This is a genomic window from Bacteroidota bacterium (genome assembly GCA_016711505.1).
GTDB lineage: Bacteria > Bacteroidota > Bacteroidia > AKYH767-A > 2013-40CM-41-45 > JADKIH01.
Genome location: JADJSV010000008.1, coordinates 147,510 through 173,401 on the forward strand (window position 1 = coordinate 147,510; position 25,892 = coordinate 173,401).

Annotated in this window: 20 protein-coding genes and 1 pseudogene; 15 read left to right on the forward strand and 6 right to left on the reverse strand. The window is 37.4% G+C overall.

The window, feature by feature from the left end; genetic code table 11:
• Positions 1-172: 172 nt before the first annotated feature.
• The 4 genes from IPL24_10875 to IPL24_10890 all read right to left on the reverse strand — a co-directional run bounded on the left by IPL24_10875 (position 173) and on the right by IPL24_10890 (position 6,127).
• Positions 173-2,572, reverse strand: a complete 2,400-nt coding sequence (locus IPL24_10875) for a heavy metal translocating P-type ATPase metal-binding domain-containing protein (GenBank protein ID MBK8364154.1) — start codon at positions 2,570-2,572, stop codon at positions 173-175.
• Positions 2,573-2,680: 108 nt separating this feature from the next.
• Positions 2,681-3,778 (reverse strand): BamA/TamA family outer membrane protein, encoded by a 1,098-nt coding sequence (locus IPL24_10880; GenBank protein ID MBK8364155.1) that lies wholly within the window; start codon positions 3,776-3,778, stop codon positions 2,681-2,683.
• A gap of 69 nt (positions 3,779-3,847) precedes the next feature.
• Entirely contained in the window at positions 3,848-5,203 is a 1,356-nt protein-coding gene (hemN, locus tag IPL24_10885; protein ID MBK8364156.1) for an oxygen-independent coproporphyrinogen III oxidase, read from the reverse strand.
• Positions 5,204-5,251: 48 nt separating this feature from the next.
• Positions 5,252-6,127, reverse strand: a complete 876-nt coding sequence (locus IPL24_10890) for a universal stress protein (protein MBK8364157.1) — start codon at positions 6,125-6,127, stop codon at positions 5,252-5,254.
• A gap of 154 nt (positions 6,128-6,281) precedes the next feature.
• On the opposite strand from IPL24_10890, the gene IPL24_10895 reads away from it, so the two are divergent.
• The 7 genes from IPL24_10895 to IPL24_10925 all read left to right on the forward strand — a co-directional run bounded on the left by IPL24_10895 (position 6,282) and on the right by IPL24_10925 (position 13,508).
• On the forward strand, positions 6,282-7,064 hold the full coding sequence (locus IPL24_10895; protein MBK8364158.1) for a PAS domain S-box protein: 783 nt from the start codon (positions 6,282-6,284) through the stop codon (positions 7,062-7,064).
• A 20-nt stretch (positions 7,065-7,084) separates the two neighbouring features.
• On the forward strand, positions 7,085-8,182 hold the full coding sequence (locus IPL24_10900) for a PAS domain-containing sensor histidine kinase (protein ID MBK8364159.1): 1,098 nt from the start codon (positions 7,085-7,087) through the stop codon (positions 8,180-8,182).
• Positions 8,179-9,243, forward strand: a complete 1,065-nt coding sequence (locus tag IPL24_10905) for a response regulator (GenBank protein ID MBK8364160.1) — start codon at positions 8,179-8,181, stop codon at positions 9,241-9,243. The genes IPL24_10900 and IPL24_10905 overlap by 4 nt, the downstream gene beginning before the upstream one ends.
• Positions 9,244-9,259: 16 nt before the next feature.
• On the forward strand, positions 9,260-9,490 hold the full coding sequence (locus IPL24_10910; protein ID MBK8364161.1) for a hypothetical protein: 231 nt from the start codon (positions 9,260-9,262) through the stop codon (positions 9,488-9,490).
• A 108-nt stretch (positions 9,491-9,598) separates the two neighbouring features.
• Positions 9,599-9,928, forward strand: a complete 330-nt coding sequence (locus IPL24_10915) for a hypothetical protein (GenBank protein MBK8364162.1) — start codon at positions 9,599-9,601, stop codon at positions 9,926-9,928.
• A 43-nt stretch (positions 9,929-9,971) separates the two neighbouring features.
• Complete coding sequence (locus tag IPL24_10920) at positions 9,972-10,493, forward strand: hypothetical protein (GenBank protein ID MBK8364163.1); 522 nt, start codon at positions 9,972-9,974, stop codon at positions 10,491-10,493.
• 312 nt (positions 10,494-10,805) lie between these two features.
• Entirely contained in the window at positions 10,806-13,508 is a 2,703-nt protein-coding gene (locus IPL24_10925; GenBank protein ID MBK8364164.1) for a hypothetical protein, read from the forward strand.
• Between the two features lie 62 nt (positions 13,509-13,570).
• On the opposite strand, the gene IPL24_10930 is transcribed toward IPL24_10925, so the two are convergent.
• The gene (locus IPL24_10930; GenBank protein ID MBK8364165.1) at positions 13,571-15,187 is read right to left on the reverse strand and encodes a T9SS type A sorting domain-containing protein; all 1,617 of its coding nucleotides are present in this window, start codon (positions 15,185-15,187) and stop codon (positions 13,571-13,573) included.
• A 189-nt stretch (positions 15,188-15,376) separates the two neighbouring features.
• Between IPL24_10930 and IPL24_10935 the strand changes: the two genes are divergently transcribed.
• The 3 genes from IPL24_10935 to IPL24_10945 all read left to right on the forward strand — a co-directional run bounded on the left by IPL24_10935 (position 15,377) and on the right by IPL24_10945 (position 19,926).
• Entirely contained in the window at positions 15,377-16,846 is a 1,470-nt protein-coding gene (locus tag IPL24_10935) for a CoA-acylating methylmalonate-semialdehyde dehydrogenase (protein ID MBK8364166.1), read from the forward strand.
• 164 nt (positions 16,847-17,010) lie between these two features.
• Positions 17,011-18,363 carry an aminotransferase class III-fold pyridoxal phosphate-dependent enzyme gene (locus tag IPL24_10940; GenBank protein ID MBK8364167.1) on the forward strand — a complete coding sequence of 451 codons (1,353 nt, stop codon included), beginning with the start codon at positions 17,011-17,013 and terminating at the stop codon, positions 18,361-18,363.
• 111 nt (positions 18,364-18,474) lie between these two features.
• A complete protein-coding gene (locus IPL24_10945) occupies positions 18,475-19,926 on the forward strand; it encodes an NCS1 family nucleobase:cation symporter-1 (GenBank protein ID MBK8364168.1) in 1,452 nt (483 codons plus the stop codon).
• Here the strand turns inward: IPL24_10945 and IPL24_10950 are convergent.
• Positions 19,913-20,870 (reverse strand): annotated as a pseudogene (locus tag IPL24_10950) (XdhC family protein). The gene IPL24_10945 and the pseudogene IPL24_10950 overlap by 14 nt on opposite strands.
• Positions 20,871-20,938: 68 nt before the next feature.
• Here IPL24_10950 and allB point away from each other — a divergent pair.
• From allB to IPL24_10975, 5 genes are all read left to right on the forward strand, one after another.
• Entirely contained in the window at positions 20,939-22,288 is a 1,350-nt protein-coding gene (allB, locus tag IPL24_10955) for an allantoinase AllB (protein ID MBK8364169.1), read from the forward strand.
• Between the two features lie 30 nt (positions 22,289-22,318).
• The gene (gene alc / locus IPL24_10960) at positions 22,319-23,326 is read left to right on the forward strand and encodes an allantoicase (GenBank protein MBK8364170.1); all 1,008 of its coding nucleotides are present in this window, start codon (positions 22,319-22,321) and stop codon (positions 23,324-23,326) included.
• Positions 23,327-23,827 (forward strand): 2-oxo-4-hydroxy-4-carboxy-5-ureidoimidazoline decarboxylase, encoded by a 501-nt coding sequence (uraD, locus tag IPL24_10965; protein ID MBK8364171.1) that lies wholly within the window; start codon positions 23,327-23,329, stop codon positions 23,825-23,827.
• Positions 23,824-24,162: a hydroxyisourate hydrolase gene (gene uraH, locus IPL24_10970; protein ID MBK8364172.1), complete on the forward strand. Its 339-nt coding sequence runs from the start codon at positions 23,824-23,826 to the stop codon at positions 24,160-24,162. Before uraD ends, uraH begins: the two co-directional genes overlap by 4 nt.
• 104 nt (positions 24,163-24,266) lie before the next feature.
• Positions 24,267-25,694 (forward strand): phosphoenolpyruvate kinase, encoded by a 1,428-nt coding sequence (locus tag IPL24_10975; GenBank protein ID MBK8364173.1) that lies wholly within the window; start codon positions 24,267-24,269, stop codon positions 25,692-25,694.
• Positions 25,695-25,892: the final 198 nt, after the last annotated feature.

Sequence of the window (25,892 nt, forward strand, 5' to 3'; positions counted from 1 at the left end):
GTATGATGTTTGTCAGTTTAAAAGCGGGATTAATTGTAAAAAGTCAACAAAATGTGGAAATACAGTTTTTAACATGGAGAAAAATGAGAAAAAAAGGGAGAAAATAAAGAGAGAAAAAGGTATTTATTTTTAATACTCTTTTCTCTCTTCAAAATTGTAAAATATTTGAATTTCAGTTTTTATTTCTTCCTACCCATTTTGACAGAAGAGTTGTGAACGAAATGATCGTAACGCTGCTGATAGGCATTAATATGGCAGCAAAGAGTGGACTTAATTCACCTCTGACGGCAAAATAAATTCCGAAAGCATTATATATAAGAGCTATTATAAAACTTCCGAATATGATTCGCTTACTTGATCTGGAAACATTGAGGATATTAGACAATGAATTTAATCGCTTTGCATCAATAATTGCATCACATGCCGGTGAAAAATTATTTACATTATCGGAAACAGAAATTCCAATATCAGCCTGGCTGAGTGCTCCGGCATCATTTAATCCATCGCCGATCATCAAAACATTTTTCCCAAGTTTTTGCAGGTCCTGAATAAATGCAAGTTTATCAGTTGGGGTTTGTTCAAACAAAATCATGCTTTCCTTACCGCAAAGTTGTTGCAGTTTTTCTTTTTCTCCTGCGTGATCCCCTGAAATTACAAACAGATCATATTTTTCTTTTCTCAAAGAGGCGATCATGGTATCTACTCCGGAACGGTAAACATTTTTCAAGGAGAAGTATCCGATATAATTGCCTGAAATAGAAATGTGAACTTCTGTTTCCGCAGAGAGAGAAGGAATTCCTTTAACATAGGTTGAAGAACCAATTTTGATGTTCTTACCGTCAACTGTTACCTGATATCCTTTACCACTTTGCTCAGAATAGTTTTCAGCCTTGCCTCTTTTCCCGCACTTTGTCTGATCATAGATCATTCTGCTCAATGGATGATAAGAATGAAAAGTTGCTGATGAGATCAGATACTTTATTTCTTCAGTCAGATCGCCATTAAATATAATGTCAGACCGATCATTTGATGTAAGAGTTCCTGTTTTGTCAAACACGATAGAATCCGCTTTCGCCAGTTTTTCTATTACTGCATAGTTTTTCAGATAAAATTTATTCTTTCCAAAAATCCGCAGAATATTGCCCAGAGTAAATGGGGATGAGATCGCTAGTGCGCAAGGACAAGCGATAATGAGGACAGCAGTAAAAGCATTCCAACCGATTTCAGGATGTCCGGCAATGATCCAATATGCGAGTGAAACTAATGCAATTCCCAGTATTACTATTGTAAAATAATGACTGATCTTATTTACCAATTGCTGAAAAGTAGAATCAGTTTGCTTTTTTACATAAGCATCATTGTTCCAGAGTTGTGTCAGATAACTTTGCTCGACTTGCTTTACAACTTCCATTTCGATAGCTGAACCTTTTTGTTTCCCACCGGCATATAGCAGATCGCCTGCTTTTTTATAGACAGCAGCGCTTTCCCCTGTAACAAAACTATAATCAATAGAAGCATCTCCTTTTATAAGAATTGAATCAGCAGGAATCAGCTCTTCATTTCTGATGATGATACGATCACTTACTTTAATATCAGATACAGGAATTGAAGTTTCTATTCCATTCCTTTTGGCCATAACGGAAATAGGAAAGAACGATTTGTAATCTCGATCGAATGAAAGAGTGTCATACGTTTTATTCTGAAATTGCCGGCCAAGCAACATAAAAAATGTAAGTCCGGCCATAGTATCCATATATCCGGCGCCTGTTGCCGAGATAATTTCGTAACTACTTCTTACGAACATAATAAAAATTCCCAGGGCTATGGGTACATCAATATTAAGATATTTTTGTTTCAGACTTTGAAATGCAAACCGGAAAAACGGCGCACTGCAATAAAACAAAACAGGAAGTGAAAGCACCAAATTCAGATAGTTGAAGACATTTCCATAATGTCTTTCAGCAGAATCTGCGAGAGAAAAATATTCCGGAAAACTGAAAAGCATGATATTTCCAAAACAAAAACCTGCGACTCCAATACGGTAAACAGCTGACCGGTCTTTTTTAGTTTTACGGCCTTTCTCCAGATCATCAAGATTGATCTGTGGCTCATAACCAATTGCAGAAAGCAATTCAACAAGTTTACGGAGCGAGAAAGTACTTTCATTATAATATATGTGAACTTCTTTTCTTAGAAAATCTACTCTTGACCGGAGTATAGAATCATTTATCCTCGTCAGATTTTCAAGTAACCAGATACAGCTACTGCAATGCATCTGAGGAATAAAAAACGTGAGCGAAGCTGTATTACCATCTGAAAACTGAAGTAACTTTTGTTTTACATTGTTATCATCGAGATATGCAAATCGTTTATCATTACCGCTTTTAGCAGGAGATATTCCGGGAGTTTCGTTGAAGTTATAATAAGTGCACAAGTTGTTCTCATTGAGTATCTCATAAACGAGTTTACAACCTTCACAACAAAATTGCTTTTCATTAACTAAAATAATTTCATCAACACAAAGTTCACCGCAATGAAAACATTTGACTTCCGTCTCTACCAATTTTTGCATGACATATCGTTATGAAACAAAAGTCATGTTTTAGGCGTCTTTTTCGAATGAGGATGGTCAGGTGAGGGAGGTGATTTAAGTCAGGGATTTTTAAATAATAATGAATAATTAAAAAGCTTCTTTGAGAATAACATAAACCCCACTCTTCCCTTCCCCGATTCCATAATCGATCCGGAGGTTTAGTTTTTCTTTTTCTTGGACCATTAAGCGTAATCCTCCGCCGTATGAAAAATGCATTCTGTCCCAGCGGAGATCATCAAAGCTATTTGATACTTGTCCGCTTCCTGCGAAAGCTACTACTCCAATTCTCCAGAAAAGATATTGTCTGATTTCAGCCTGTGTGGTAAACATATTTTTGTCAGCGTACCGACCTTTGTAAAAGCCGCGCATCATTTCAGAGCCTCCAAGCATTGATAAGTTTCGAATGGGAACTTCACCGGCATTTACTTTACCATACAATTGAACGGCGAGAACGCGATTAACTCCGATACGATAGAATTTTTTTAGTTCGAGAGAGTAATATGTGAAGTTGAAATCACTGCTAAATTTTTTATCGAATCTTGTCAGATTAAATTCAATAAATCCACCTTTACTGGGAGAGTAAGCATTGTTTCGCGAATCAAGTGTAATTAAAAAACCAAGTCCTGAGGCTTTGCCACCATATCGTCCTACGATCGCTTGTGTATCAAACACACCATTTGAAGTATAAGTAAAATCGCTTACACTTTGAAATTCTGCATTTCCCCCGATATACAATTTCTTGTATAGCCTTGCCAGAAATTGCGGATTGAAATAAAATTGCTTGATGCTATATTTTTCTTCAGCACCGGTTCTAGTATCATTTCCGATTCCCCAGAATTTATCAGGATAGTAACTGTATGAACTTTGCCACCTGAAAATATAATCCTCCTTTGGAAAATAAATTGTAGAACCAATTACAACGACTAATTGCTTTTTCAATGTATACAATGAAATCAGATTCACATCAGAAGTTCTAATGTCTTTATCATCCAGTTTTGCCTTAAAAAAATATGCTGAAGCTAAACCAAATCCCCAGCTGGTTTCCGGCGAACGTAATACAAATGGGAATGCAAGAAACTTTGAATTCTGACCCTTAGCCAGTGTATCATCGGGAATTGCTTCGCCCGCCTTTAAATTAAAAGCGCAAATAGTTGATAATATGATTGTTACGAGAATATTCCGCATAAGGGATGCGCAATATACAAAATACAGAATTTCAAGGAAATAGATGAGCCGTAATGTCTTATTCCTTCACTAAACGGTAGTACTGAAAATAACTGTATCCGGTTGTTTACGCAAGAGAAGCAGGTCGAAAGACATGCAGATATTTCTCAAAAATGCTCTTCCTTTATCCGTTACTTTTAAATGAAATGGGGTAAGCAAAATGAATTCATCCTTTTCAAGTTCCATGAGTGAATTTCTGACAAGATCAAGTTCTGCAAACTGCATTGCAACATCTGACCAATCAGTTTCGAAGTTACACATGATATTCAAAATATGTTTTCTGATGATCAGATCTTCCTGTGATAAAAGATGACCTTTGAAAATTGGGAAACGATCTTTGTCAAGCAACTCATAATATGATTCAATCGTTTTCACATTTTGAGCGAAAGCTGTCCATGAATCACTGATTGAAGAAACACCCAGACCAATCATTAGTTGATTTCTTCCTGAAGAAGTATAGCCCATAAAATTTCTATGCAAGTTACCTTCGAGCATTGATGTGTATAATGAATCTGTTTCAAGTGCGAAATGATCCATTCCTATTTCTTTATACCCGTTTTCTTCGAGGAGTTGTCGACCAGTTTCATAAAGTATACTTTTCTCCAATCCTACGGGCAGATCTTTTTCTGTAAAACTTCTTTGTCCGGGTTTTATCCATGGCACATGAGCATAGCTATAAAATGCAATACGGTCGGGGTTCAATAATTTTACTTTTTCTATTGTATCAATAACACTTTCTTTGTTTTGTTTTGGTAAACCATAGATCAGATCATAATTAACAGAAGTGTATCCTATTTCTTTAGCTTTCGCCGTGATTTCTTTTACTTTCTCAAAGGATTGTTTCCGGTTGATCACTCTTTGTACTTCCGGATCAAAATCCTGAATACCGAAAGAGACTCTTTGGAATCCCCAGTCGTATAATAACTTTAAATGTTCTTCATCGGTATTATTCGGATGTGCTTCAAAGCTGCATTCGATATCCGGATCTCTTTCCGCTAAAGAAAAGATACCATTAAGCAATCGACCCAGATTTTCCGGAGAAAAAAATGTTGGTGTACCACCTCCAAGATGAATCTCTTTGATAAGTGGAATTTTTTCCATCTTATCAACATACATTTTCCATTCTTTAAGTAAAGCTGAAATATATGGAGTTTCGACGGCGTGATTAACTGTTATCCTTGTATTACATCCACAATATGTACACAGACTTTCACAAAATGGCAAATGAATATAGATGCTCATAGAGCGATCCGTTTCCATTTGTTTATTTATGCAAGCCAGCCATTGTTCTTCTGTTGGCGAATTGCTCCAAAAAGGAACAGTTGGATAACTGGTATATCTTGGTCCGGCAACATTATATTTCCTGATGAGTTCTGATTCCGGCATTTAGTATTATGATTGAAGCAAGGTTAGGACAATTATTAAATTCAGAACTTAAAATAAAGGAGTTCCTGAATGAACTGCAGTATGAAAGACGAGCAAAGGCACGTATGAATGGTGATGTAATTTATTGGTCAGACTTTTTGAGGTGACAAAATCAAAGAAATTTCTTTTTCGCTTAGCAATTGCAAGCCATTCAATCTTGTTTCCTACAATAAAACTTTCAATTGTATCTTCAACATCATCTCCCTTAAGAAGATGAAACTTTATATTATCATAATTAATATTTGCAGTTACTTGTCCTCTGAAATATGTTAGCAGTTCATCCTGACTTTTCATATCAGCGGTAGAATCAACATGAATAAGGTGGATCTCAGTCCTGAGTGGCTTAAGCATTTCTGTCAGAAGAAAGAGAGGTTGCAATTCATGATCATCGAAGTTAGTTGCAAAAACAACTTTTCCCGGAAAAGTATTTGGAGCATTTAAAGGAACTGTCAGAACCGGACATGGGCAATTTGCAATTACAGATCTTGTGACACTTCCAAAAACCACTTCAATTACTCCCGATGTACCATCCGAACCCATGATAACGAGGTCGATTCCATCCTCCTTACATTTGAGATTGATCTCATTAGCCGGAACACCGATTGCCAAGCTGATTGAAACGTTTAATTTATGGTCAATATTCAGTAATTCAGCCTTTGCTTTTTCCAATTGAACGATAGCATCCTTCTGAAGGGCAGAAACATCAGTAGTGAAAACCATGTCACCGCTGGTAACCACAGGTACTCCAACAGTGTGAAATAATACAATTTCCGAATTGAGTTTCAAAGCCAATGAAGCTGCATATCTCATTGCATGAAGTGAAGTTTCAGAGAAGTCAAGAGGCACTAAAATCTTCTTTAACTGGGTTGAAATAGGAAGGGTCATCAATTTATTCTATTAGAAAGACGAAATTACTTCTGCTTATTGCTACATTACATGATATTCATCATATTTGTATAGGATTCATAGCATGTTAATTCAGCGAACTGAAAATTAGATTTGGGGTCTTAATTTGTAGTTAATATTTGAGAATCAGTAAATGAAAGAAAAGAAAATTCAGATAATAGGCATTATTGCCAGTGTGGCATTGTTTGGATTATCTCTGATCACTCCTTCACAGTACCATATTGAATTTGTCTATTCACTGATTGTTTTATTGACGATCTGGTCACCCGGCAACAGAAGTACTTTTGATGTAAGTGTGATCATGAGTGTTTTGATCATGCTTGGTTATTTTCTGAATAACAATCTGGAATATTCTTTTGAAAGCCTACCATTTTTCATTTTACCGATTCTGTTTATCTGGGCGTTTACATATGCAATTATCAAATACAAACAATCTCAGGAAAATTTAATAAAGAGTACCGAGAATTTAAATGCAATGTTCAATCATGCTACTGAAGGAATAATTATCAGTAATGTCAAAGGCGAGATAGTAATGGCGAATCCGCGTGCCTGCGAGCAATTCGGATATGAAAGAGGTAAACTTCAGGGAATGGTAATTGAAGATCTGATTCCCAAAAAATTTGTTCATAAACATTCTGATCACAGGAAGGGATATTATAAGGAACTTCATAACCGGTCAATGGGTCAAGGAATGAATTTGTTTGCAAAGAAAAAAGATGGCGATGAGTTTCCTGTAGAGATCAGTTTAAGTTCATTCAGAAATAAAAATGAATTATTCGTAATCAGTTTTATTATTGATATTACTGAAAGAAAGAAGCAGGACGACCAGATCAACAAAGCTCAGGAAGAATTAGAGCAAAGAGTTCTTGACAGAACAAAAGAACTTGAATCGGCAAATAATTCACTGGAAAAGTAAATAAGAATCTTCATGAAGAAATGTTCGAACGCCGGAAGATCGAGGAAGCTTTGCGGGACAGTGAAAGATTGTATAGCACCATTGCCAGAAATTTTCCTGATGGAATAATTTGTGTAACAAACAGAGAATTCAATATTGTTTTCATCGATGGAAAAGAACTCGACAATCTCGGTTTGAAAAGAGATACACTGAAAGGAAAAAAAACAAGTTCGCTGGATGTATTTAATTTCACGGATGTCGATAAAGCAAAACTCTTAAACGTATTCAATTGGGAAAGCACACACATCGATGTAAGTCTTAATGATGAACATTATGTGATCAACGCTGTCCCCCTACCCGACGCAAAAGGATTTATCAAAGAGATCTTGCTTGTTCTTCAAAACGTAACGGAAGTAAAGAAAGCAGAAAAAGAAATTCTTATTTCACTTGAAAAAGAAAGAGAGTTGAATGAAATGAAATCGAAATTCGTTTCTATTGCTTCGCATGAATTCCGGACTCCTTTGAGTACAATTTTAACATCCGTATCACTTATTGGCAAGTATGATGACAATTCCTTACTGGACAAAAGAAAAAAACATATTGAGCGTATCAAAGGTTCGGTAAAAAATCTGACTGATATCTTAAACGACTTTCTATCTCTTGAAAAGCTTGAAGCAGGAAAAGTAGAAATAAGGTATGAAACTTTAAACTTTAAACAATTCTGCGAGGATATTACAGAAGAAATGCAATCTGTTTCAAAACCTGATCAGCATATAATTTTGAGCTATACGGGAGAAACCGAAGCAGTAGTTGACAAAACACTGATGCGTCATATTCTGATCAACCTGATCAACAATGCGATTAAATATTCACCTGAGAACTCTAAAATTGACTTTCAAGTTATAAATGATTCTGAGATCAGCATTACAATAATTGATTACGGAATTGGCATTCCCAAAGACGATCAACAACATTTGTTTGAACGATTTTTCAGGGCTGCCAATGTTACTGCAATACAAGGAACGGGATTGGGTCTGAATATTGTTCAACGTTATGTAAATAAACTAAACGGAAATATTTCACTGAAGAGTTCAGAAAACGAAGGAACTACTTTTAAAATAACACTACCAAACAAATGAATACTGACAAAAAAATTCTTCTGATTGAAGACAATCAGGAAATGCGGGAAAACACCGCTGAGATCCTTGAACTGGCAAACTATAAAGTTTCAACAGCCGCTAACGGCAAAGCAGGTGTAGAAGCTGCTTTGAAAGAAATTCCGGATCTGATCGTCTGCGACATTATGATGCCGGACCTTGATGGATACGGAGTTCTTTATCTATTAGGAAAAAATGCATCCACTGCGGGAATTCCATTTATATTTCTTACAGCTAAGGCAGAAAAATCTGACTTGCGAAAAGGTATGAGTATGGGTGCTGACGATTACATTACAAAACCATTTGAAGAAATGGAATTGCTGAATGCAGTTGACACAAGATTAAAAAAGAATGCTCTTTTCAAAAAAGAGTTCAGTAAAAATGTTGAAGGGCTCGACGAATTCCTTGCGGCTGCGAAAGGTTTGGGAGAATTAGAAAAACTTTCGAAAGACAGAAAAGTGCTTCACTTCCGTAAGAAAGAAATGGTTTACATGGACGGTGATGAACCAAATGGAATTGTTTTCATCAACAAAGGAAAGCTCAAGACATTTAAGACTCATGAAGACGGTAAAGAGCTGATCACAGGAATTCATCAGCAAGGTGAGTTTATTGGTTATTCTGATCTCATCGAGAATGCAGAATACAAAGAGTCTGCTGAAACGCTGGAAGAATGTGAGATCTCAATTATTCCCCGGACAGACTTTTTTGCATTATTATATAGTAACAGAGATGTTGCAGCCAAATTCATTCGTATGCTTTCAAACAATTTACAGGAAACTGAAGAACGTCTGATCAATCTTGCTTACAATTCTGTTCGCAAAAGAGTAGCCGATGCTTTGCTTGTTTTGCAGGAACGTTATCAGAAAAATGGAGAGAAAACACCATTCTCTGTAAGTCGCGAAGATCTTGCGAGCATTGTTGGTACAGCCACAGAATCAGTGATCAGGACCTTGTCAGATTTCAAAGAAGAGAAATTAATAGATATCAGAGAAAAGCAGATCTATATCCTGAATTTTGAAAAGTTGAGTAAACTAAAAAATTAAGTCTATCTTAGAATCCATGGAAGAGAACAAAAATATTGAAGATCTTTTTGCAGATTCGAAAGAATATCTGGAAACAAGGATTGAGCTTGCGAAATTGCAAGCTGTTGAAAAAAGCAGTGAGATAGCAGGTTCTGCAGTTACGGGACTATTGCTCCTACTTTTTTCACCATGGTATTTTTGTTTGGCAGTGTTGCTTTGGCATTTTATCTTTCAGAAAAAACCGGACATTATTCAACAGGATTTTTAACAGTAGCCGGAATATATCTTACGATAGGGTTAATAGTTTATCTGGCCCGGGAGAGTTGGATAAAAAAACCTATTTCAAATGCCATAATCCATAAAATGTTAAAAGAAGATGAGTAAGATAGAGAACTCAAATCAGCTGAGAAAAGAAATTTTGCGTCTTCAGGTAGAGCTGGATAAGAAGGAAGAAAATTTGAAAGCAAAATTCAAAGAAGTGCGTGATGATTTTAAACCTGAAAATATAGCAATCAGGGCTCTTTCCAATGTTACAGGAATAAACTTTGTGAAAGGTGATTTTCTGAAAAGTGGGATAATGGCCACAATATCCATAATCGTGCACCGTTTGATAACCAAGCAGGAATCTGTTCTGGAGAAAAAAATATTTTCATGGGCTGAAAATTTTATTGATCGGCTAAAGGATTTTAAATCTAAGAAAGAATAATAAAACCGTGGCAAGATTCCTGCATAGTCTAAATAAAAATCATATGCGGTATTTATTAATAGTAATCGGTTTGAGCCTACTTTCAATAGAAGGTAAATCACAAGAAATAGATAATATCACCGGGCAGACAATAGATCAGAAACGGATCACAATGCCTGCGGATGTAAAAGGCAAATACACCCTTCTTTGTTTTGCATCATCAACTAAGGCCCAAAAAGATCTGGAAACATGGCTCGATCCGGTTTATCAGAAATTTATTGCCAAGACAGGAATTATGGATGATATTTATGACGTAAACGTCTTCTTCATTCCTCTGGTTAAAGGCAGTAACCAGATGTTTGCAGAAAACATGAAACGTAAATTCAGGGAAACTGCGCAATCAGATTTGAGACCTCATGTTCTGTTCAGTGAATCGAATACAGAACAATTAATTTCTTCATTAAAGATGACTAGCGGGGAAATTCCTTATTTGTTTTTACTTGACAAAGATGCCAGGATCATTTACAGAACCAATGGCGGGTATACGGAAGATAAGTTTGACAGGATTGATGAGTTGATTGAATAATGATTTTCTTTTTTTAATTACATCAGAAAAACTCTATTGCAATTATATAGTACTTTAATAGGCTTAAAAAAATCAGGGACAATTTGAGGCTTTTTTGTGAAAAATGAGTTTTTTGATGCAATCCGAATAATATCTTACATAAATAGAATACAATTTTTAAGCGAAAAATACATGTTTTGTATTCTTTTCCGATGGAATTATCTGTATTTGGGGGAAAGTGCGACAATCTTACAATTGAGATGAGATCGCATAGTTAAGTGAATTTATCCGCGCGCATGGGCGTAAAAAATCTCAAAATAATAAGAGATTACCATGAAGTCCTACCAAACAAATCCGGATTTAAAGAGAGTCAGAAGAAGCAGACAACGTCAAACGCAACGTCAGCGATTAACTGCAAAGCAGATCTTCATTGGCACATCTTCAATAATGGCCGCTGCAATCACAGGATTGTTAATTTATTTTCAGATCGGTCATAGTGATAGTGCAAAAGCTGCATTTCAAGGTGACTATCGGACAGTGAGTTCAGGAAACTGGCACACACCAAGAATATGGGAAACGTTTGATGGATCTGAATGGGTTATTTCCGACAACTCACCTACCGCTTCTTCAAATGTAATAGAGATCCGTGAGGGACATAGTGTTATAATCAACACAAAAATTACTGCTGATCAGATATTAGTTTCTGAAGGTGCACAACTGGTCGTTGAAAAAGGTTCATTAAAAATTGCCAATGGTTCAGGCAGCGATCTTATTGTTAAAGGAAACCTTGAAATTACTAGCGAAATAGAAATATCAAAAGACGCGCAAGCAGAGATCAATAATTGCACACTTGCTACTGATGGAATTTTCGATCTTCAGGGAAAAGTCTTTATCACAGGAAAGTTCGTCAATAATGGCGGAAAGATGCAAGTTGATGGAGACCATATAACAGTTAAGGATAAAGCAACCTATGAACATACATTCGATGGTGGCGCACTTCCAATAGCAAACTGGGAAAAAAATTCTTATTGTGAAGTAACAGGTGTAAGTATGCTATTGCCACAAAACCTTGATCAAAACTTTGGCAACTTCAAATGGAATTGCACTGCACAAAACATTCCGGTAGATCTTGGAACCACAATTTCAAAAGTTCAGAATGATATTTATATCAGTTCAACCGGAACAAGAGATATCTTCTTTGATAAATCAGGAAAGCAAAATGAAATAAAACTTAATGGAAATTTATTTATTCTGGGTGGAACTGTATGTATAAATCCAAATGGTTCAAACCAGGTAAATGTTGCCGGCAATGTTGTTTTAAATTCAGGTGAATTGACATTCAATGGCAGAAATTCAGAGATGAATTCAAGTTTGACTGTTGGTGGCGATTTAAATATCACCGGTGGAATAATTAATATGAATGCTTCTCCATCAGCAACAAAAGGAATTATTAATTTACTTGGTAATCTTTCTGTAAATGGAAATGGTTTGATAACTGAAATTTCAGGATCAAAGGGCGCTGAACTAAATTTTTCAGGAATGAAAAAGGTTCAGTTCATTGTTGCGAACAGCAATATCAAAAACAGAATTGACTACAATGTAAAGCCGGGATCGACATTAAGAATGGACAATTATATTCTTACAGGAAACGGAGATTTCAACTTAAGTGCCGGAGCTGGATTAATGATTGGCTCACCTGAAGGAATAGCAAAATCAGAAATGAGTGGGAACATACAGAATCAAGGAGCCAGAAATTTCAGCCCACGGGCTACTTATACTTACAATGGCGGTGTTGAACAACAAACAGGAACCGGTTTGCCTTCGGTTGTGTATGCACTAAATGTAAGCAATGAGGAGAATTGTAAATTAAACTCTTCACTTGTTGTAAGCAACCAATTAATTCTTGAATCAGGCAGAATAATCACAGGAAAAAATTTGCTGACTCTTGGTGAAAATGAAATTTCTATCGGAAGTCTGAAAAGAGAACATGGGTACATCCAGGGAAATTTCCGGAGATGGATCAGTTCGACTACAATTGGCAAAGTAGAATTTCCCGTTGGAAATCAAAACACGGAGAATCCTGCAAGTATCGTATACAAAATATCTCCTGCCAGAGGTGGAACAATTCTCTGCAACCTGGGAATTGGAAATGTAAATAAGATTGGATTACCAATGACAGACGGTGGCGATGTTTGCATGAATGCAGGATATGCGTATTGGAATTTAATTCCGGGAAATGGCTACGAAGGTGGAACTTTCGATATAAGTTTATCTGCTGCAGGATTTCCAGGAATTCAGAATTTCGAGAAACTGCACATTAGTCAACGAGAAGATCTTTCCAGTCCATGGAGAGCAATTGGAAAACACGAGAAAGCACTTGGCACTAACGAAAATCCAATTGTTGTCAGACGCGACGTATCACAATTGGGAATCTTCGGAATTACATCTACATCTGCGAATTCATTACCTACAGATATGGTTTATTTCAGTGCACGATCTAAAAATCAGCGTGTAGAACTTAACTGGGAAATGGCTTGTGAAATTAACAATGAGTCATTCACAATTGAAAGATCAGATAATGGCAACGACTTCACTTCAATTTCAACAATAAAAGGTGCAGGAAATTCACAGGTACAACAAAGCTATCAGTTCGTCGATTATAAACCAATGTCAGGAACATCGTACTATCGGTTGAGACAAATAAACTTTGAAGGAAAAAACACATTCAGCAATGTTGAGAGAGTAAACTTAAGAGCCAGAGAATCTGTAGCATCTTCTGTAAATCTTCAGCGTGTCGGACCAAATCCCTTCAACTCTATGGTTACTGCAGAATATTATGCAGAGAGTAATGGCGATGTAGCAATTGAAATACTTTCGAAGGAAGGAAAATCAATATTCAAGACTTATCAATACTCATTGAAAGGCTACAACACGTTTACATACAACAAAGGAAGTTCGTTGAAGCCCGGAGAATACATGATAAGACTGTCGAACTCTAATGGAGCGACCAGACAGTTTATCACGAAAGTAAACTAGAGACTTGAAATAAATAACCTGAACAGTATTAATCGCAAATAAGATGAAATTTCTGATTCGTATTAATTGTCTGCTACTTTTAGCATTCTTTTTACTACTCTATCTTCTGTTCCCGAAACAACTACACAATAAAATCCCTCTGAAAGTTCTGTTGTTTTAATTTTTATCCCGGAAGAATAAGTTTCCGAGAGAACAATTTGTCCACTTGAATTTATCAGCTGAACGTTAAAGCTATTTCCTTTTAAATTTTCTGTATCAATATTTATTTCCGTAGTGAAAGGTACAGGATAAACAGAAATCAGGTCTTCGCTTGCTAGGATTCCCTTTTCAATTTCAGCAAAAAGGCATGCATCATTATTCACTGTGGTGATTGAAGTCTCCGTTATCGAAAGTGATGTTACGGTAATACCACTGCTTTGAATAAATCCTGATGCTCTGTAATCCATCGTATCCGAACTTGTGGCAGGAGCAACCAGTTCTTCATGACAACCCGTGAGACCTGCTGAATCCGTTTTAATGAACAGCATTTGTGTACTATCCTGAGGAGTATAACTAACTGTGAAGCCACTTATCAAATAGCCGCCATCTGAACTTTTTGCACTTCGGAAAGCTTCGTCTTGTAATCCATCGCCGTAGGCAACCATCCAAAGAACTGCACCTGTTGTATCTGTTTTCAGAAGAAATATATTGGTGCTATCATCACCCATGAGACTATGTCCATGCCCAAAATTATCAGTATATCCTGAAATGGTAAAAGTATAATCAGGATTTACATTTATACTATAGGAAGCATCGCCTTTCTCACCACCATAAGAATAGGCATTAATAGGTACTCCCATTTCATCTGTCATCATCATGAGGATATCATAATTTCCTTCTCCGAAAGAAACTGTAGATCCGGCAAGGATCAATCTTCCGTTGGGAAGTTCTTCTATCGATTCAAACTCCTCCCACATTGTATCACCATACAAATTTGCCCAAAGCAAATCACCATTTACATCGGTACGAATGATCAGTCCATCTGATTCTGCTAAGCCATTTGGAAAAGTCTGTTGACGGCCACAAATTACATACCCATCGTCAGCAGTCTGGAAAACACTTAATCCTGATTCAGATTCCGGAGAGCCGAAAGTACGTGTAAAGACTGTATCACCGTTGGAATCAGTGTGCACCATAAAGACATCATCCGAACCTTGACCTAACGAGCGGGTATTTCCAATGAAAGTATAACCATTATCTGAAGTATTAATTGCGTGAATAAATGCATCATTCACACCCGGACTACCAAAAGTTTTCGACCATTGAAGTGTACCGGCCGAATCAGTTTTGAAGATCCATGCGTCATGGGTAGTACTACCATTATTTACAATACTCCGCCCTACTCCAACATATCCGTAATCTGTCGCTTCCACAACATATTCTGAATTATCATACTCTGAAGTGCCATAAACTTTGGACCAGATGATCTGTCCATCATTATCATTTTTAATTAAAATCGCATCAGCGCTACCCTGTCCATAGGAAGTTGTTGCTCCATTAAAAATATATTTGTTGTTAAAAGTTTCAAGAAGTGTTTGTCCGCGTTCATTATTAACGCCGCCATACAAATGTTGAAAACGAAACTGAGCTTGCGAAAATGTGCTCAAGGAGATCAAAAGAAGAGTTAGTAGGTTTTTCATAGAATAAAAATACAGTTTTTTAGTACACAAAAATGTAGTGATGAAGGCATAAATTGTGAACATGTGGGTATGCAAAATCGGCTATGCATAATTAGCATTTTTGAATATCTAAAGCTATATTTGAAGGTTGAATGCCGTAAATACGCTATTTGTAAAAGGCAATCTAAAGAAATCATTTAAATCAAGACCATGTCAACTACCACACTTCAGGTGCCCGAAGTCAAAAACTACATCTCGGGAAAATTTACCAATGGAACAAAAAAGTCAATGGATATCACTTCACCACTTGACGGAATAACGATAGCAAATGTACCACTTTCCACGATGACGGAATTAAATGCAGCTGTAGAATCTGCACAGGCAGCATTTAAAACATGGTCCTCGACACCAATAAAAGAAAGAGTTCAGATTTTCTACAGGTATAAAACACTGATGGAAAAAAATCTGAAGGAACTTGCTTTACTTGTACAAAAAGAAAACGGCAAGACACTGGATGAAGCAACAGCTGAAGTTGAAAAAAGTATAGAACTTACAGAGTATGCTTGCAGTATGCCGCAATTAGTTGCAGGAAAAGTAATGGAAGTTAGTCGTGGCGTTGAATGCAGATTAGATCACAAACCTATTGGTGTCGTAGCATCGATTGCTCCATTCAACTTTCCACATATGGTACCACACTGGACTATTCCAAATGCGATTGTGCTGGGAAATTGCATGATCCTTAAACCATCAGAAAAAGTTCCGATTTCCTCTATGAGAATTGCAGAAATGCTGAAGGAAGCAGGACTACCTGATGGAGTTTTCAATATTGTAAATGGAGATAAAGAAATTGTTGAAGCAATATGTGATCATCCGGGCATTCAGGCAGTATCATTTGTAGGCTCAACTAAAATTGCAAAACTTGTTTATATCCGTTCAACTTCAAACCTTAAAAGATGTCTGGCTTTAGGTGGAGCAAAAAATCATCTGATCGTAATGCCGGATGCACATCCTGATATGACTGCCAGTAATGTTACAGCATCGATGAGTGGTTGTGCCGGACAACGTTGTATGGCAGCTTCGGCAATGGTAGCCGTTGGAAATGTTGATCCGATCATTGCGAAGATCTGTGATGAAGCACGCAAAATTATTCCGGGAAAAAATCTTGGAGCGGTTATCACAAAAGAATCGAAAGAAAGAATTGAAAGATATATCACCGAAGCAGAAAAAGCCGGCGCAAAAATTCTTGTCGATGGCAGAAATGCAAAAGTTGATGGGATGGAAAACGGAAATTATGTCGGGCCAACTGTAATCGATTTTGTTACACCTGATATGGCAATTGCAAGAGAAGAAGTTTTTGGTCCGGTGATAGCTATTATGCGTGCAAGTTCGATCGACGAAGCACTGACAATTGAAAACGGATCGAGCTATGGAAATGCTGCAAGCGTCTTTACACAAAGTGGAAGTATTGCAAGACAAGTGATGGAAAAAGCTAGTGCCGGGATGATCGGGGTTAACATCGGAGTACCGGTTCCAAGAGAGCCATTTTCTTTCGGTGGATGGAATGATTCCAAATTTGGTGTCGGAGATATTACAGGAGATTCATCAATTGAATTCTGGACAAATCTTAAAAAGACTTCTATCAAGTGGAATCCGGAAGCGAAGACGAATTGGATGAGTTAGTGGAGACGATGCAGGTTTTAGCCGCACTACAACTTAAGAGGTCAAAGGTCAGAGGTCAAAGGTCACGGGACATTCCTCGGAACGAACCATAGGGTTAAATTTAAATTAGTAAGAAAAGAATTAAATAAGAATCGAATTACGAATTACGAATCACGAAAAAAGAAATGGAAACAAAAACATTAAACGAAAGAGAAATAATTCTTCAGAATAATTTAGAGTATACAATTTTTTCATGGCAGAAACAATCAGGATTGAATCCATTGAATATCTCTGATGCAAAAGGTGTATATCTGCATGACCGAAGTGGGAAAAGATACATTGACTTTTCTTCCCAGCTGATGAACATGAATATTGGTCATGGACATCCCAGAGTAAAGGATGCAGTGATGCGTCAGATGGATGAAGTATCGTTTGTACATCCGGGAATGATCACAAAAGCCCGTGGTGAATTAGGTAAAAAATTAGCAGAGATCACTCCCGGTTCATTGAAGAAAACATTTTTTACAAATGCCGGAGCAGAAGCTGTTGAGAATGCAATTAAGTTTGCCCGACTTTATACCGGTCGTCATAAAGTGATCACATTGTATCAGGGTTATCATGGTGCTTCTTATGGAGCGATGAGTGCAAGTGGAGATCCAAGAGGAAATCCACATGACTCACAGGGTGCACCCAACTTTATCCATGTAGAGAATCCATATTTTTACAGAGATCCATGGAATAGCAAAACAAAAGAGGAGTGCGCTCAGAATGCTGCTGATCATATGGAACGGATCATCAAATTTGAAGGCCCGGGAAATGTTGCAGCAATTTTAATGGAAGGCGAAAGCGGATCAAGTGGATGTATAAAATATCCACCGGGTTACTGGCAAAAGATCAGAGAGATCGCAGACCGTTATGGAATAATTCTCATTTGCGATGAAGTGATGAGTGGCTTTGGAAGAACAGGAAAATGGTTCGGAGTGAATCATCATAATGTGGTACCGGATATAATGTGTTTTGCAAAAGGACTCACATGCGGGTATATTCCATTAGGTGGAATTATTATTAAAGAAGAACTCATAGCCGCTTTTGATAATAAACCTTTGCCGTTAGGGCTCACCTATTCAGGACATGCAGTAGCATGTGCAGCAGCTGTTGAAGTATTACAGATCTATGAAGATGAAAAGCTGATTGAAAATGCTGCAAAGATGGGTGCTTACATGGACAAACGCGTAGCGGCAATGATGGATAAACATCAAAGCATCGGTGACTATAGAAATACAGGGTTATTGGGTTGCATTGAAATTGTGAAGAACAGAAAAACAAAAGAACCAATGGCTCCATGGAATGCAAATGCAAATGAAATGGAAGTCATGAATAAAGTGAATGCCAAATTACTTGAGTTGGGATTATTCACTTTCGTTCGGTGGAATTATATTTTTACTGCTCCACCGCTTTGCATTACACAGGATGAAATGGATGAAGGGTTGGATATAATTTCGAAAGCAATTTCTATTGCGGATGAATATTGTAACTAGGTTGTAGATGATAGGTTTACAAGTTTCGTTGGGGTGTAGTCTGCAGACTACACCCCAACGTTAAAATAGAAACTTCTTACCCTTAATAACCCTTACCAGAAATCAACAGAGATGTCTGACCTCTACAGTGAAGATCTTGCTCCCATACCACAAGAGAAAAGATCATGGAATACCTGGAACTATGCTGCTTTATGGATAAGCATGTCGTTATGTATTCCAACTTATATGCTTGCCAGTTCATTGATCGGGGGCGGTATGAATTGGTGGCAGGCTATTCTTACAATCTTTCTTGGCAATACAATAGTACTCCTTCCAATGATCCTCAATGGACATGCCGGAGCTAAATTTGGTATTCCATTTCCTGTTTTAGCAAGAGCAAGTTTCGGTACAAGAGGAGCTAATATTCCTGCAATGTTACGTGCAATTGTAGCTTGCGGATGGTTTGGTATACAGACCTGGATCGGAGGGTTTGCTTTATTTCAGATGTGGAAAGTCTGGATGCCGTCAGTAGAAAATTTACCACAGATTTTTCCGGCATCCTTTGGTCTGGAAACAGGACCTGCAATAACATTTTTTATTTTCTGGCTGATCAATATGTATGTTGTGAAACTTGGTGTCGACAGTATTAAAAAATTGTTGATCTTTAAAGCATTCTTTCTTCCTATTGCAGCACTTGCATTATTGTTCTGGGCAATTTCAGCAGGTAATGGCCTGGGACCAATTTTATCACAGCCTTCAAAATTTGAAACGAATGCTGAATTCTGGAAATATTTTTTTCCGGGGCTTACAGGCATGGTCGGATATTGGGCAACATTGTCATTGAACATTCCTGACTTTACACGATATGCAAAAAGTCAGAGAGCGCAGATTGTAGGACAAGCGATTGGACTTCCGACATCAATGACATTATTTTCTTTTATCGGAGTAGTTGTAACATCAGCTACTGTTATTATTTACGGAAGTATGATCTGGGATCCGTTAGTACTTGCAGGAAAATTCACCAGCAAGTGGCTGGTAAGTTTTGCAATGATAGCAGTTGCACTCTCTACATTAGCAACAAATATTGCTGCAAACATTGTTAGTCCGGCAAACGACTTTGCTAATTTATCCCCTTCAAGAATTTCATTTACTACCGGCGGCTACATTACAGGAATTATCGGCATTTTAATTTTTCCGTGGAAGCTCATCGCTGATCCGAACGGATATATTTTCACATGGCTTATCGCCTACTCTTCTTTACTTGGCCCTGTTGGCGGAATTATGATAGCAGATTATTTCTACATTAAAAAACAAAATCTTGTTGTGAAGGAGTTGTATGAAACCAAAGCACGATATACGTATCAGAATGGTTTTAACCGTGCAGCTATCATAGCACTTTTACTTGGCATCATTCCAAACATTCCCGGATTTCTGGTAGCAATACACGTCATTCCAACTGAATCTGTTTATGAATGGATCTCCGGACTTTACAACTATGCGTGGTTTGTGGGATTTGGGGTTTCGTTTTTTGTTTATCTTTTTTTAAATAAAAAAGTTCAAGGTTCAATGTTTAAGCATTCTTGATTTTAATGATCTCCCCCGCAATACTCACAGCAATTTCCATCGGTGTCTGACTTTTTATTGAAAGACCGATTGGTGAATGAATTTTCTCGAGTTGTTTCAATTTCAATCCATCTTTTTTCCATTCTTTAAAAAGTTCATCCATTTTTGTCTGGCTTCCGAGGACTCCCAGATATTTAAAATCTTTATTGATCACAGAACGAAGAGCAAGATTATCACTTCTATATCCGAAAGTCATAATTACCACATAAACATTTTCACCACCGGAAATCAATTCAGAAAGTTCAGAGTAGTCTTTCAAAAATGTTTTCTGATGCACAAAATCATTTTCTAACATCGTATTTAAGGCGAGGCGGTCATCGTAAATGTGAATATAAAAATCCATCTTCGACATTAACTCCGATAAAGCAAGTCCGCAATGTCCGCCTCCAATAATGTGTATAATATTTTTATATCCGGTCCGCTCCTTGTATTTCCATTCAGTCTCACTTTTCATTTCAAAAAAATAATTCTCTTTAATAGGAACAATTGAGAATTGTAAAACCTATCGGACTTAATGTTAATGTACCATGCTGACTTCTTTGCAGAGAACTGATCAGCAATTTTACGGTATCGATATCATCACTTTTTATTGGAGCAAGATAAATTGTTTGTTCACCGGAACAGATCATTCCGCTCTGGTTCAGTTTGGCAGATTTGCTGTGAACTTGTTTTCGAAGGATCACATCATCATCTTCTTCAAGCAGTCTTTCCTTTGCAAGATCCACGAACTTATGTTCCATCATACCACCTCCGATTGAACCGACAAGTCTGTTATGTGAGATTGCCATCTTGAATCCTCTTCGTCCCGGGCTGCTTCCATGGCTTTCGAGGACACACATGAGTATGACAGGCTCACCTGTTTCCAGTTGACTTAGAACAAATTGCCATAGTTTTAATTCTGTCATAGAAGAATTACATTCAGAAATCGAAATTAATTCTATTTTTGTTTACAATCACAATTATTATAAAGGAGATGTCGAAAAAATTAGCCATTATCAGTGATCATATTGTAACTCCATCGGGAATAATTTCCGGTTGTGTAATCATTGAAAATGGTAAGATCACTGAGATCGATTCAGTATTACCAGGCGATTTCGATGGCGAGGTAGATATGGTGAGAAGCAATTATGTAATGCCCGGATTAATTGATCCGCATGTTCATATCAATGAACCCGGACGGACAAACTGGGAGGGATTTGAAACGGCTACCATGGCTGCTGCTGCTTCCGGAATTACATTACTTGTGGATATGCCTTTGAACTCCGCTCCTGTAACTACAAATGTTGCCAACTTTAAATTGAAACTTGCAGCTACTGAAAACAAACTTAATGTAAATGTTGGATTCTGGGGTGGAGTAATTCCCGGTAATGGTAAAGAATTGGATGAATTACTGAAAGCAGGTGTTCTTGGATTAAAAGCATTTCTTACACATTCCGGCATCGATGATTTTCCAAATACAGAACGTGCTGATTTGAAAAATGCTCTCGATATAATAAAGAAATATGACAAACCACTTCTTGTTCATTGCGAATTGACAGATGATCATCCGGGAATTGAAAATCATAATAAAAATCCGAGTGACTACATGGCGTATCTTGGATCCCGTCCGAAAGAATGGGAGAACAAAGCCATTGCTATGATGATAGATCTGTGCAGGGAAACAGGTTCACGTGTTCACATTGTGCATTTGTCTTCTGCTGAAGCACTGCCAATGATTGCATCTGCAAAAGAAGAAGGTTTGAATCTGACAGTTGAAACTGCGCAACATTATCTGGTTTTAAATGCAGAAGATATTCCAAACGGCGAAACAATATTTAAATGTGCTCCACCAATACGTGAGCGTGCAAATAATGACAAGTTATGGCAAGCTTTAAAATCAGGATTGATCGATTTTGTTGCAACTGACCACTCACCTGCTCCACCTGATCTTAAAGAAATATCATCCGGTGACCTATCAAAAGCCTGGGGCGGAATTGCAGGGTTGCAATTTGCACTTTGTTCACTCTGGACAGAAGCGAAAAAAAGAAATTTCAGTGCACAGGATATAGCGAAATGGATGTCATCTTCTCCTGCAGAATTTCTAGGTTTAAACAATAAGGGAAAAATTGAAGTTGACGCTGATGCCGACATTTTCATCTGGGACCCTGAAGGTGAAACAATTTTTAGCTCAGAAGACATTCACCACAGGCATAAGATCAGTCCATACGCAAATAAACCTTTTTCAGGAAGAGTAATTAAAACCTATCTGGCCGGTGAAGTTATTTATGAGAATAAAAATCTTGTAAAGCCTCATAAAGGTTCTATTTTGCTCGGAAATTTTTAAGACATTTACTGCCTTTACAAAATGAAAAATATGAATGAAACAAATGCACCCGCTTTTACAAAAATGATCGATCTGGCAGCAGAAAGATTAGGTGGAAAGGCTCTTTCTTGTAGTGATGATTTTTTTGCTGAGAAAGAAAATCTGTTAAAGCCGGGACGAGGAATATTCATTGCAGACAAATATACAGATCGCGGTAAATGGATGGATGGATGGGAATCAAGGCGTAAGCGAGTTCCGGGGCATGACTGGTGTGTTATACGACTGGCTACCGAAGGTAAGATCTCAGGTGTTGATATTGACACCAACTTCTTTCTTGGTAATCATCCGCCATTTGCATCAATTGAAGCATGCAATGCTGCAGGAATGAATGATGATGATGTGTTGAATAATAAAATCGAGTGGAAAGAGATTCTGACAAAATCTCCGTTGAATCCCGGGAGTCAGAATTTTTATGAAATAAAAAACACAGAAGCATTTACTCACATTCGTTTGCATATTTATCCTGATGGTGGTGTAGCGCGTTTGAAAGTTTATGGTGAAGTGAGTAAAAACTGGTCACTGATAAAAGCAGATGAACAAATCGATCTTGCTGCAGCAATCAATGGCGCTCGTTCCGTACTTTGCAACGATATGTTCTTTTCTCATATGGACAATCTCATTATGCCCGGCAGAGGAATTAATATGGGCGATGGCTGGGAAACAAAACGAAACAGAACTCCAAACAATAAAGATTGGGTTATTGTCAGACTTGCTCATAAAGGAACAGTTGATAAAATTCTAGTCGATACATGTCATTTCAAAGGAAATTATCCTGATAGTTGTATGATAGAAGGATGTAATATTGATATGGCAAGTGAGGAAAAATTAAAATCCGGTGATATTTCATGGACGACAATTTTACCACAAACAAAATTGCAGGCAGATCATGAACATTACTTCGAATCATTGAGCGCGACCGGACCGTTTACACATGTCCGTTTAACTATATTCCCCGATGGCGGAATAAGCAGAATGAGAATTTTTGGAAAGAAAGCATAGATGACAATAAAAGAATTCAATCAACTGAGATCAGAAGAAGCACAAGCAGAGATCTTCAAATGTTGTGGAAGTACAAATTGGGCAATAAAATTAACAGATAATCGTCCGTTTACAACTATTGATGACTTGAGAATTACATCAGACACAATTTGGTCTGCATGTTCTGTAGACGACTTTTTAGAGGCGTTTTCACATCATCCGAAAATCGGAGATAAAAGTTCTTTGCAAAAAAAATTCGCTACAAAAGAATGGGCATCAAATGAACAATCAGGCGTGAATGAAGCGAGTGATACAATTCTGAATGAACTTGCAAACAGAAATGAAGAATATGAAAAAAAGTTCGGATTCATTTTTATTGTTTGTGCAACGGGTAAGTCGGCAAGCGAAATGCTGGAGCTTTTAAACAAGAGACTTCCTAATACACCGGACACAGAAATTAAGATCGCTGCCCGGGAGCAAAACAAAATTACACATCTTAGAATAAACAAATTATTTTCATGAGTCAGATAACTACACACATTCTTGACACTTCACTGGGAAAACCTGCAAAAGGAATTCTGATCCGTCTCGAACAAAGCACATTTGAAAACTGGTCAGCAGTAGCATCGGGAGTTACAAATGATGATGGCCGAATCAGCGATCTGTTACCAAAAGAAAAAAAACTTGCACATGGAAATTACAGAATGATCTTTGAAGTAAAATCCTATTTTGAAAAACAAAATATAAAAAGTTTCTATCCAAGTGTTACTGTTGAATTTGAGATCAGTGAAGATTCACATTATCATGTTCCGTTATTGTTGAATCCCTTTGGATATTCGACATATAGAGGGAGTTAAGCTTTAAGTAATTCAAGATTCGTAATTCGAGATTCGAATTGCGCCTCGAATTACGAAATACGAATTACGAATAAACGTACATCAAAATCAAAGTAACCATAAAGATGAAATTATCAATTCCTACAGAAGCTACAGAAAAAGTATTAAATGAATTGCAGGTAGCAAACCTGGCTTTTCAGAAAGTTTATCCTGGAGAAAATTCAGACCGACAGCCGGTGCATACAGTTTATGGTGGCGCGAATTTATTTAAATCTGATACCACTGTAAAAATGGGTCAGATTGCACTGAAGAGCTTTAAAACAAATGCACCTAATTTTTCGGTTCTGGCAAAAGTTCTGGAGTTAACAGGACACGAATCGTTACCAACGACAGTTTCAGATATTCAGATACTGGAAAGCAAACTTGATAAAATGTCGGACGACGACAGAAAAAAAGAAAGTGCGTGGTTACCATATACAGTTTATAAAAAGATCTCTGCTAAACTGGAGCGTGAAGCTGTTGAAGATTTCAGGATCGATTTTGAAGATGGATTTGGAAATCGTCCCGATAAAGAAGAAGATGAAACAGCAGTGAATGCGGCGAAAGAACTTGCAAAAGGAATGAAAGACAAAACTGTTTCTCCTTTCATTGGGATCCGGATAAAACCTTTTACTGAAGATCTTAAAGCAAGAGGTATCAGAACACTTGATATTTTCATCACTACATTGCTTGAAAATTCAGGAAATAAAATTCCGGATAATTTTGTTGTAATGCTTCCGAAGGTAACAATACCTCAACAGATAGAAGCATTGGTGAAACTGTTCGAAGCACTTGAAAAAGTTCACAGTCTTCCGTCCGGCACATTGAAAATGGAAATGATGGTTGAAGCAACACAAGCGGTCATGGATGAAAATGGAAAGAATCCACTTCTAGGTTTGATCAGAGCAGGTAAAGGAAGATGTATTGCTGCACATTTTGGAACGTACGATTATACTGCATCATGTAATATCACAGCAAAATTCCAGACGATGGATCATCCTGTTTGCGACTTTGCGCATCACATGACAAGGGTTGCCTTAGGCGGAACAGGAATTATGCTTTCTGATGGAGCAACGAATGTTATGCCTGTTGGTCCACACCGTGGAGAAAACCTCACGCTTGATCAGGAAATCGAAAACAGAACTGTAGTACATAGCGCATGGAAACTTGGCTATGGTCATACTATGCATTCATTGATCAACGGATTTTATCAGGGCTGGGACTTGAATCCGGCACAGTTACCGATGCGGTATGCAGCTACATACACATTCTTTCTTGAAAGTTATGAAGATGCTGCTTTGCGTTTGAAGAACTTTGTAGACAAAGCAGCCCAAGCAACATTGTCGGGCGATGTATTTGATGATGCAGCAACCGGACAAGGTTTATTGAATTACTTCCTTAAAGCGTTGAATTGCGGAGCGATTACGGAAAAGGAAGCATTGGCAACCGGTTTAACAATTGATGAAATAAGAAGTCGTTCATTTTATAGAATACTTGTTGGTCGCCGTAAATAATATTTAGATCCTGCTGATTATGTCACCTGTTTATCTTGCTTTAGGAATTGCTGTTTTGCTTTTGATCACAATCATAGCGTTGAATAAAGGCATGTCTATACTTAGCAGGAAAGACAATTCTGAAGAAGCACTTGCAGCGAGCGGAATATTAAAACAAAGCCGCACTACCCTGTTTACACTGATGATTGTATCAGCAGC